8 protein-coding genes are annotated in these 11,533 nt (G+C 37.5%); all 8 read right to left on the bottom strand.

What is annotated here, in order from left to right; translation table 11 throughout:
* Positions 1-32 precede the first annotated feature (32 nt).
* On the bottom strand, positions 33-5,546 hold the full coding sequence (locus tag O3670_RS10375) for a helicase-like domain-containing protein (protein WP_371596114.1): 5,514 nt from the start codon (positions 5,544-5,546) through the stop codon (positions 33-35).
* Positions 5,547-5,763: 217 nt separating this feature from the next.
* A complete protein-coding gene (locus O3670_RS10370) occupies positions 5,764-7,311 on the bottom strand; it encodes a PcfJ domain-containing protein (protein WP_195918027.1) in 1,548 nt (515 codons plus the stop codon).
* 58 nt (positions 7,312-7,369) lie between these two features.
* A complete protein-coding gene (locus O3670_RS10365) occupies positions 7,370-7,849 on the bottom strand; it encodes a Cas9 inhibitor AcrIIA9 family protein (RefSeq protein ID WP_371596113.1) in 480 nt (159 codons plus the stop codon).
* A 15-nt stretch (positions 7,850-7,864) separates the two neighbouring features.
* Complete coding sequence (locus tag O3670_RS10360; protein ID WP_371596112.1) at positions 7,865-8,650, bottom strand: ATPase, T2SS/T4P/T4SS family; 786 nt, start codon at positions 8,648-8,650, stop codon at positions 7,865-7,867.
* Positions 8,643-9,026, bottom strand: coding sequence for a helix-turn-helix domain-containing protein (locus O3670_RS10355; RefSeq protein WP_045772555.1), 384 nt, complete (start codon positions 9,024-9,026; stop codon positions 8,643-8,645). Before O3670_RS10355 ends, O3670_RS10360 begins: the two co-directional genes overlap by 8 nt.
* A gap of 13 nt (positions 9,027-9,039) precedes the next feature.
* Positions 9,040-10,503, bottom strand: a complete 1,464-nt coding sequence (locus tag O3670_RS10350) for a hypothetical protein (protein WP_371596111.1) — start codon at positions 10,501-10,503, stop codon at positions 9,040-9,042.
* Between the two features lie 135 nt (positions 10,504-10,638).
* Positions 10,639-11,241 (bottom strand): nucleotidyltransferase family protein, encoded by a 603-nt coding sequence (locus O3670_RS10345; protein WP_070578280.1) that lies wholly within the window; start codon positions 11,239-11,241, stop codon positions 10,639-10,641.
* A 13-nt stretch (positions 11,242-11,254) separates the two neighbouring features.
* On the bottom strand, positions 11,255-11,533 hold a 279-nt coding region (locus O3670_RS10340; protein ID WP_371596110.1), incomplete at its 5' end, for a DUF3854 domain-containing protein.

Below are 11,533 nucleotides of genomic sequence, written 5' to 3'. Positions count from 1 at the left end.
TGCAAAAGTGATATAACAATACCCTTCGCATTTTAAACAAAGTCAAATAGTGAAATTTCTTCGTAAACTTCTACTTCTTCTACCTCATTAACAGAGGTTTCAGAAACTATTTCCGTAGCAACATTGTCATTATGTTCTTCAGTCATTCCAAAGAGTTCAGAAATACTTTCTAGGAAGTCATCAGCCATATCAAGAACTTCTTGTGAAACAACAACATGAGTCGTTTCTTCAACGGTTTCTTGTGCAACTACTTCTTCGTCCTCGAAGGCAGCTTCTGCTTCATCTACTGACTCATCGATAGCTTCAACAAGTTCGCTTTCTTCATCAGGATTATAGCTAGAACTATATTCCTCAGTGATTGAGCTAACTTTTACATCAGAGTCTTCATCCATTTCTGGATGGTCTGCCTTGTACTGCAATTCAAAAGCATTGATAGCCTCTTCAATTTGCTCTACAGTAGGCTTCTTAGACTCGTCCTCGACTTCGATAAGAGGATTAACAATGGCACGTTTAGCCGACACATAGTCAAGACGAGCTTGGTCTGCAAAAACATCTGCAGCTTCTCCTCGCTTAATAGTATCTGCACAACGGTCAATGTTTTCCTGTAAGAGTTTGGCTTGTTTATCCATACCATCAATAACATTATTGATACGTTGGATAGTCCCAATGCCACTCGCAAAATCTAGACGAACAGCATAGCTATTTTTACCAATAATATGCAAGTCAAGCATGCGTTCTGGTTGCCAAGGTGATTTTTGTTCCAACGCACGAAGGACAAAACCACGATAATGAGCAAGGGTTGTCATTTTCATATGGAGTGGATCAGAGGCAACATTCATCTGCATAGCATAGTTCAGTTGATTTCCTGCAACATCTTTCTTAGTTGCTTCGTATCCATCTGGTTCAAATGTCATAACAAATGGGTTATGTTCAACCTCATATTTCTTACCATCTTCTTTTTCAACCACTTCTTTCCAAGGTCTTGTTTTTTCTGCAAGCTCTTTATCCTGGACTAATAGAGAAAGTTTCTTCTCGTAAATTTCCTTATCTTTAAGGGCTTGCTTAATACGTTTTTGAGACAAAGAAATATCACGTTTCCAAGCCTTCTGACGATTAGACAACAACTCAAATTCGTTATCAAGTTCCATCTTAAGTTTAAGATATGGATTACCTGTCGCAATGGCTTTAAATTCAGAGGCTGAGAGTGTTTGCTCGTCAATATCCTCTGAAGCTCGCATCGGTGTACGACTGGTCATGATTTGCGTAATATAACGCAGCTTTGTTTCTTGAATCTGCCAAAGGTAGTTATCAAAACTTCCTTTAGTGATATAGTAGAAAATATTTACCTTACGATAGATATTTCCTTGACGAACCAAACGTCCATTACGTTGGATAATATCAGACGGTTTCCAAGGCACATCAAGATGATGAACAGCTTTCATACGACGTTGGACGTTAAGACCGGTTCCCCCTTTTTCCGTTGAAGCCATGAGAATACGAATCTCACCAGCATTCATTTGACGTTGAAGTTGGAGCTTAGCCTTTTTGTTAGCAGCATCGTGAATAAAAGCAATCTCTTCTTCTGGAATCCCACGTTCAACAAGCAAATCTTTCAACTCTTGATAAACAGAGAAACCTTTGCCATTAGGAGTTCCAAGGTCAGAGAAAATCATTTGTGTCCCTTTATGCTTAGCTTCCATGTGATAAATCTTGTCCACTCGCTCAACCACTTGCATGAGTTTGTCTGCATCAGCTCTTACATAGAGCTCTGCATCAAGCAAACGCATATCTAAAGCCAACTTTCTGGCTTCACTAGTGATTTTGAGCATGTTATCTTCACTAGGATCCACACTCCCATTTTTAACTCGGTCTGAGCGTTCTACAAGCTCATCCAAATAAACTTTTTGGTTATCAGTCAACTGACTTTCAACCGCTACCTTTTCTACCATAGGAACTGGAAGATTAAGGTCTTCAGTCATTTGGATATCTGCAGTCTGACGATAAATCGCCATCAACTCAGGGAGATTCAAAAATTTAGCAAAACGTTTACGTGAAATATACTTGTCACCAGTAGGGTTAAGTTCAAGACTATTCTCAACAATCCCAAACGCACCAACCCAAGCATCAAAGAAACTTACACCGAAATGTTCCATGACATCTGGTTGAAGGTAATTCATCATCGTATACATTTCGCTAATAGAGTTGGAAACTGGTGTTCCAGTCGCAAAGACAACGTGACGTGTATCATGCTCTTCTTGAAGCACGCGCACCTTCATTTCCATATCCATATTCTTTTTTGAGGTACGGTTGGTAATACCAGCAACATTCCCCAAACGTGTCATAGGACGGACATTCTTGTACCCGTGGGCTTCATCAACAAAGAGCATATCAATACCAAGACTTTCAAAGTTGATAAACTCATCAATACCAGTCTTGTTTTCAAGCAACGTTTCTAAGTTTGCCTCAAGACTTCTACGCATCGATTGTGCTTGCTTAAAAGTAATTTTGTCGTCATTAGCTTTTGCGTAACCAATGATCTCATCAAGCTCATCAATCTTTTCAGAAATAAAGGCTTGTTCACGTTCTTGTGAGACACGAACTTTCTCAAATTGAGAATGCCCAATCACAATACCATCATAGTCGCTGGTTAGAATACGAGAAACGAACAAGCGACGACGTGACTTTTCAAAATCCTGCTCAGTCGTAACAAACACTTTCTTGGTAGGGTAGAAACGCATAATTTCTTGACCAAATTGTGCTGTTAGACTAGATGGAACCACAAACAATGGTTTATGAATAAGCCCAAGCTCTTTCATCTTGAAAGCTGCTGAAATCATGGTTAGTGTCTTACCAGTACCCACTTCGTGAGCAAGCAGTGCACGTCTCTCTTCAAGAATACGTTGTACGGCATTCTTTTGGTGAGGGCGAAGCTCTACTCCTTTAGCCAACCCATCAAATTCCAAGAGACTTCCGTCATATTGACGTGTCACATAGCGATTAAAGACTTCATTATAGGTATCCTCAATCACTTCTTGGACTGTTGGATTTTCATGAATAAAGTTCTTAAAGCTTTCTTGTAGAACACGTTCACACTCACGTAGGTTTGCTGTAGCCACTTCATCAACCTTACGTACAGGATTTTCAGTCGTACCAAAGTTACGCATGATTGTTGGTTGATTACTTGTAAGCAAGTGAGCCACAATATCTGTTGCGTGTGAGTAGCTTTTATTGTACTCATCACGTAGACCTAAACGAAGGTTAGATTGACGACTCATATAGCAGTTTAACAAGCGTTCGTTGAAACCTCGTCCGATTCTTGATTTCACTAATAGTGATTTAGCTTCTTCAGAATGGAGACCAACTTTTTCATCCAACAATTCACTAAACACCCATTGAGAAACGACGTTACTAGGAATCCAGCTAGAACCAATGCTGAAATCAATATCAGATAAGACAACTGGTTCTGGTACAACAGATAAAATCAATTCCAAATAACGTTCCCAATCCGCTTGTGTATCTCCGTCTTCAATTAGAGAGTTAATGCAATCACGTTTAGCAAGAACATCACCTGAAAGGAATTTATCCTTAGTAACATAGTGTACAGTCTTATCATCAATATAGCGTTCCACATCAATCATCACTGTCTCACCTAGTTCTGAAATCATCATATCTTCTGAAACATCTGGATAGACAGAACTCATGAGGTTCAAATCAACACCACGACCTTCTGAAAGCGACACATTCAAGGCTTCTACTGCTGACATCACTTGATGGAGGTGTTTTTTAGGACGAATAGTTGGCTTTTTAAAAGCATCTGACTTCACAAAAACTACCTTTGAGCTGTCATTCTCGTCCAACTCCTCTAATTCAAGACTAGCGATAAGAGGATAACGATCATCTCGGTCAAAGAGGCGAGCATTCACCGCTTGATTGATATAACCATACTTCTTCTTGAAAGTATCGTAGGCTTGATTAAGTGTTGCAAGCAGTTGTTTGAATTTCCCTTCATCATAGTCTGTCGTCATTTGAATATCAATAATGGCTTGATAAGCATTTTTGATAGCAACCATGCCACGGATACGCTTGTTTTCTGTATCCGTAAGGGGTGTTTCATAGAAATAAATACCTTTGTAAAGCCCTTTACTTTTAGCTGCTTTAGAAGGTGTTTGACTTACCCATGTATTCGTAACAATATTAGGGTCTGCTTCTACTGCTGCTTCAAAGTCTAAAATGGCTTCTTCTTTGTATTTATCATCATATTTTACGAACTGTCCTTGTTCGTCTTGATAAAATATCATTTCAGCTGCACGTGAGCTAGGACGAATAGACGTGTTATCACGATAATAGACACGCCCATTTTTATCACAAGCATACTCGTTCAATCGAATGTCAAGTGAAGTAAGTAAGTCTTGGTCAAGATGATTCACTTCTTCTTTAAGGATAATATCACGAGGTTCTAGTCGCTCTACTTCGAAAGGCACTGTTACTTTTGATAGTGCTTCTTGAAGCTCTGAAGCTAAGTCAAAAGAGCTATCTACCACAAGATCCAGTGTTCCACCATTGAAATGACGTACCTTATAATCACCTAGGACACAAGGATTTTTACAAATAGCATCCTGGAAGAAATAGGGATTGAGTGAGACACGTTTATCAAAGGGGAGTTTATTTCTATCTGAAGACCAAAAGTCGATATTATTATCGGGAACAGGGATAAAAGCTCCTTTTTGGAAAAATAGGATATCTGTTACCACTCGTGTTCCAGCATCTTTAAAAGCAGTATTTGGTAAGCGGACACCACCTAAAAACTGAGTTCCGCTACGACGGAGTTCTGGCAGAATTGAACCAGCACTCTTATCTGCAGTACCAGTTGAAGTGATAGCAGCAACCATCCCATGATAGGGTACCAAATCGATAGCTTTCTTAAAGAAGTAATCATGAATACGATAAGGTTTATTATCATAAGCTTTATCGACAATACGAACATCCGCAAATGGAACATTCGTAATGACCAAGTCAAATGGTGTCCCTTCAAAGTTTACTGTTTCAAATCCTTGGACTAAAACAGTAGCATCTTGATGAAGGTGTTTAGCAATAGCACCAGTAATGGTATCAAGTTCAATTCCATAAAGAGTAGAATTCTTCTTGATATCCTCTGGCATTGTTTCAAAGAAGATACCAGTACCCATTGATGGATCAAGAATATTACCTCCTTTAAAACCACTTTCTACAATTTTATCCCACATTGCAGTAGCAATCTCTGGACTTGTGTAGTAAGCCGTCAAGGAGCTCATTTCCATCGCACGATATTCTTCTTTAGTGACGAGACTTTTTAGCTCATCACGTTCTTTTGCAAAACGATTAATCTTACTATCAAAGAAATCGTTAGCAAGTCCTCCCCAACCAACATAGTTAGAGAGAATTTCTTGTTCGGCACTGTCAGCTAGACGGTTATCTGCTTCGAGTGCTTTCACAAGTTTAATGGCAGAAAGGTTAGCTTGAACCTTTTCTGCTTTAGTCATTGTTTTATTTTGTTTTTGTTCTTCCATTGTTGTTCTTTCTCCTTAAAACTAAAAAAGACCTGGTATTATACCAGGTCTTTCTTTTTAGTTGTAGTATTTGTTTATCGTCTTCCTAAGTTAGGATGATGGTCTCCTAAAACAAACGGTTCATCGTTGAGTTCTGGTATTGATACCCAATAAAAATCATCGGTATCAAAACCGTGTGTCATGGCAATTTCATGCCAGACATCTGGAGCTTTCTTATCTAAAACTGAATTTTAAGCTTTCCACAATGGGCTAAAAATTGTTCTGCTTCTTTCTTAGCCTCTTCATCTGCAGCTTTGTTCCGTTCTCCTCTCAGTTGAATAATCCTATTATTTTTCAATTCTAGGGTATAAAGAGGAGTTTCTCTGTCAGTTTTATCACGTACAAAGACAATAATAGAGGAACCGTAGACAAAGTGTTCCTTTGCATACCTTCCAACACAGTGATGTAGGTGTTTCCCCTCTCTGACAATTTCACTTTCATCTTTAGGAAAGATAAATGCATACTTGTCAAATGTTGTCTGAGCCTTCATCATGTTTGCCAAGCGTTCAGCTGTTACAATTCTCAACTTCGCCTCTTTCTTTTCTTCCTCACGTCTTCTTTTCTCCGCTCTCAAATTACTTACGGCATTAGTTACACGTAAATGAGTCCCACGTTCTAGTTGATTCTCGAGAAGAACCGAATAATTTTCGACAATCTCTGTATGTTTGTTTTCCCAATTTTTAGGTATAACTACATAATCTCCATCAAATGGAATTCCCAGAGCTTCTACCATTTCTCGATAGTCCTCATAATCACGAAGACAGACCTCATTTTTCATCATCCAGTTAATGAAACGAATTGGTTTCACCGTGGATGGTAAGATACTATTTAAATGCTTAATTAGTGGCGTCCTATTAGGAACCATAGCATTTATAAGCAACTCGTATAAACCCTCGAACGTTCGACCATATTGTCTACGCATATCTTCCTCGAAAAATGCCTTTTCGATATTCATATCCGTATTTTTTAGATACTGTTTATTCCTTCTGAGAAAATTCATGGTAACCTTACCCATATTTGCATGCTTATGTCCAAGACTACATGAGTAATAAGACCTATAAAACGTAGTACCTACCAATTCTTTGACGACTCCACGCGCCTTGATTTTTTGAGCGAATTCAATACGTTCTCGATATTTATAAAGATGAGGTAGCACTGAGCTTATCTCGAAATTTTCTTTAATCACTTCATCAAAATCTAAGTATCTCAACTCAGATTTTGATTGTAACTTTTCAATAAGATTTTCCATACCACCATAAAGCGTATAGACACTAAATGCACCAGAACCGAAAAAGAGAGCATTTCTCTGATTTTGGAATCCAGTACTATAGATTTCTTTACCTTTTTTAGCTGAAAGATATGGATCCCAGTGTGCTTTTACCATCTTATTGTTGGCAAGCTGATAAAAGTTATAAAGGCTGACGTCAAACTTTTCTTTTCCTTCTTCAAATGATTGAGTCACTGCATACATTTGCATTTCAATGCGTTTCTTTGTGACTCCCGTCCAGACAAAGTAAAAAGTATCTCCTACAAAGGTTAAACGGCTGTTAAGTGATAAACGTTTTGTAACCTTTTCCGAGAATTTTTTTCGGTCGGAAGAGATAATTGTCTTAGACTTATTTGACCATTCATAGATAGGAAAATCATTCTTCGCCCATTTGAAAAATCCGTTAGGAACTTTTAAACGATTATCTACGATTTCTTGAATATTCTCTGCTTTTGTCATTGTTTTTCTCCTTAATTAATAAAAAATGGCCCTAGGACCATTTTTCTATTTATTGTTGTTAAAATTCGCCTTCTTCAATAGATAAATCCGAAAAAAGATCTAACTGTTTCTCATCCTTTACAGGAGTTTTCTTAGTTGGTTTTTTCTTTTTTGGCTTCTTGGTTGGCTTCTTAGTTGGTTGCTTGGTTGATTTCTTACTACCAGTAGTCATTTTACCTACAACTGGTTTAGTCTCAACCTTTTCAGCGGTAAAATACTCTTTAACCCAAGAAAAGACTGTGGCATCATCAACCATAGCACCCTGACCCTCTCTATACTCAGATTTACTAGCTTTTCTGATGCAGTAAGCCATAGCATCCTTAATCGTACGATCAAGATGTTTGAGAATCCCAGCAATCAGCTCATCATCCTCTTGATTATCAACTACCCAATTATGAATAGCATCCTCAGTCGGTGTATGTGCTTCAGCCATTTCTTCATCAAAATGGCTTACTGCCATGAAGCGGTCAAAAGCATCAATCTTAATTGTATCAGTCATTGTTTTTCTCCTCTTTTATTTAATCAAAGCTACATTTCGTTTCCCATCTTTTCCTTGTTTCATTTCTAAAACATCATGTGGGATTGAAAAGCCATCTTTATGAACTGTTGTAACGACACTTAATCCTGCAGAAACAGCCTTAAGTACTGCTTCTACTTCTTCTTGTGTATTAGCTTCACCAATAAACAAGACGTCAGGGTTGAAGCGTAATACAAAAGTCACGAGCTTTTCCAGTTCCATACCGTTAGCCTCATTGACTTGTAGCTGGCAAAAAGATACATCTTTTATTTCGACATGTCTTTCAATTGTCATTACTTTTCCTCCTTTAAAAGCCTCAGAAAGTAACGAGTAGGCTAAAGTCGTTTTGCCGACACCTGCAGGACCAGTAATGACATGTAAGCCTGGAATGCGTACTTGTTCAAGTACTTCTTCCATACAACTACTATCAAACTCACTCGAAGATATTCTTCGCTCATTCACATGAATAAGTCGGATAGACATCGTTTCTAATCCTTGAAAATTAACTATCGTCGATATCCTAATGGTGATAACTCTACCATCATCCAACTGATAGTCACAAGTTCTTACCTGACTACAACTTTCTGTTACGTCCATCTCAGCCATAAATTTAATATGACTAAATAGCGCATCCGCATCTTCTGATGAAATGAAGTCATGGACCTGTTTAACATCAGAATTTCTAAATGCTACCTCGTAGACTTCACCATGTGGGAAGAAGGTAATATCTTGAGCTTCGTTATTAATAGCTTTGTTCAAAATATTGTTTATTGTCTCAATCATTGCTTTCTCCTTTTTCCGTTTCTAGTAACAGCTTTAACTCTGCAGCTTCTTTCTGCAATTCACGAATCGTACTCAACAACTCGTAACGTTTAGAAAGAACCTTATCTCTATCAAGAATTGTTGTTTTATTGATAAGGTCAACCTTATCAATTTTATACAGTTTACAGAGCATCGAAAATTGTGGTTCTTTAGGAATAGACCGTCCTTTTTCATAATTATTGACAGTTCCTTTAAAAACCCCAATTCTATTTGCAACATCTTGAAGAGATAGAGGTCTATCTAATTCTTTCCTAGCTGTTTCTAGTATTGAACCTAATGCCACTCTATCTAAAGTGTAATAAGGTTCCAAATACTTTTTGACCGTCATTTCAGTCATTGTTTTTCTCCTCTCAGAACTCAAACAAGCTTAACTGTTCTCCTTCAGTTGTTGGTTTATCTTCAAGTGGCTTTCGACAAGCTACTAGTGTTTTTGGCTCCTTCTCAACCTTATAAATAGGTTGCATTGCACGATAGTTCTCAAAGAACGTATCAAAAAATGCAAACAAAAGGTGTCGACATTGCCTCAAAGCTCTATACTCTAATCGAGTATAGTAAGTAGCTTCATCAGATAACAGTTCAGAATCTTTGGTATAAGTTTCAAAAACCCACCATTCAAAGCCACGTGCAAACACTTCAGTCGGTGTCAAATAATAATCCAACTTCTTCTTAATATGAACAGCTTGAGCTAAGTCCGTTCTGATTTCCTCAGCTGTTTGAATAAGTTTTAGCAAGCTAGCCTTGTAGATATTACGAATATCTTTAAAGCTATGTGATGTAGAGCTAATGATACCTGATTGATCATACGTATAGTCTAAATAATGTCCATACTCATGTATGAATGATGAGGAATCTCTTACATCAACTGCCATGATATTTAACCCTGGCACATAAAGTCCGCTTGCTTTATGTTTTCCTAGCTTTCGGAATTTGAGTTCGGGTTCTACAGTAGAATGAGGTAAGTGATTACACAACTTCTCCCATTCGTTCTCTAGAACCTTGAATTTCTCCTTGTCAAAATCACTACCTCGATAACGCTCGGTATCCACTTCAACTTTCGAAAACCCTAAATCAAGAAATGACGTATTACTGTTCATTTCATGATCTTGAAAGATTTTATCCTCACGCACACTGGCTATCGTCTTAGTTGACTGATTAACATATTGTGCATTTAGGTTGGCTGCAAGAGCATCTTCATACTCTCTTTTAAGAACGTTAGCTATCTTTTGGATATTTCCATAATAACTACATTCCTTGTAGATACCTTCACTATGGATAGACATCAATTCAAGAAAGCTAAAAGATACTAGTCCATACCTTGTTTGTGAATTTCTCTCTCTCCAAAAACTTAGGTTTTTCTTCAAAGGTACTCTAACCTTTGAATCGTCGACAATGAGAAGATACAAAGTGCGTTTGGTATCTTCTGCACTTTTAGTAGCAGGTAATCTACTCCCATGGAGTGTGAGAAGAATCTGTTCACCGAAAAGGTGTTCTTGATTTTCTTCATCCCTCAAACTCATGCCCTCGAACAGTCTTTTTAGCTTATTCGAAAAATGAGCTTGATCATAACCAATGCCTTCAATATCAGCCATGATGTCTTTGACTTTATAGGCTGTAAAGACATTATCTTGTCCGAACACCTCTACAGCTAGTGCTCCGACTTCTTGAGATAAAAGTTCATGACAGTGATATCTGCGAATATTCGCATAATAATTGCAAAATTTCCTCACGATATCGCAAGCTTTATCAGTCTCTTTTATCTTAGGAAAAGTGACTTTTTTAGTCGCTTGTTGTGCTACTGCTAGTAGATTTGTCATTTTTTTCTCCTTCATAGAAAAAAGGAAGGTTAGCTTAAAGCTACTACCTTCCTCTTTCTCTTATATGTACTATGTACGATACACTATAGACTATACATAGTATGATATACAATTTATTGCGTAAAAAAAGGAAACCTAATTATTGTTATCAAGTTTCCTTGCAAAATCTCGTTTATGTCTTTTGTGACTCTCGATATTTCGAGAAATATCATTCTTATCCCAGATTTGTAATTCCCAAGGATAATAGAAATTACTTCTGTTTTTAAAGTAGACATGGATGCCAGTATAGTCTTCAGTATCTTTTAAATACCAATTTTTTAGTCCGTATTCTTCCTTCCAATCATCTAAACGATTCATCACTTCAGTAATGACAGATGTTGGCAAAATGACACGTGCTCCAAAAATATCATTTAAAACCGAATTTACTGGATACCCTTCTGGTCTTTTAGTAAAACGCTCAATCTTGTCTAAAATAGATTCAGATGTCTTCACTCGATAGAAGTAACTAATATCGCTGACATCTGCTACCATTAAATAATCGTTGATAGATTCGTGTAGATTCAAACGATATTTTAGAATCTCATCAACCGGTACCTTCGCAAAAGTGTGCTTAAGATTAACTTTAGCAATTTTACCACTTTCAAAATACTCCTCTGAGTACTTTTTATGAATGGTGTTGATTTCAAAGATTAGTCGCTCTACTTTCTTGATATCTGTCACAAGCTCATACTTCTCCATATTTTTTTCTCCATTATACCATATCCTGTTTATTAAACGTTTTGAACTTAATCTTTTCTTCTGGGGAAGCTTTCAAAAGGAAATCATCAATTCCCTTTTCGTGAGGCCAGATTAGAGCACGAACCGTACAAGACTGCTTAGTAACTAGATCTTGAACCATGTCATACATGCGTTCAAATACCGAGTCATTATCCTCAAAGTCTTGGTCAAATGCAAGATAAATTGGTTTAACCTTTTTGAGTTCAGTCTTTCCGATAAAGTCCGAGATAGGACGCCATGCTGCTACTCCTGC

Source organism: Streptococcus sp. 27098_8_74, assembly GCF_041431705.1.
Taxonomy (GTDB): domain Bacteria; phylum Bacillota; class Bacilli; order Lactobacillales; family Streptococcaceae; genus Streptococcus; species Streptococcus salivarius_E.
Note: the sequence above shows the minus strand (reverse complement) of the source record. Positions and strands in the feature narration are given on the sequence as shown.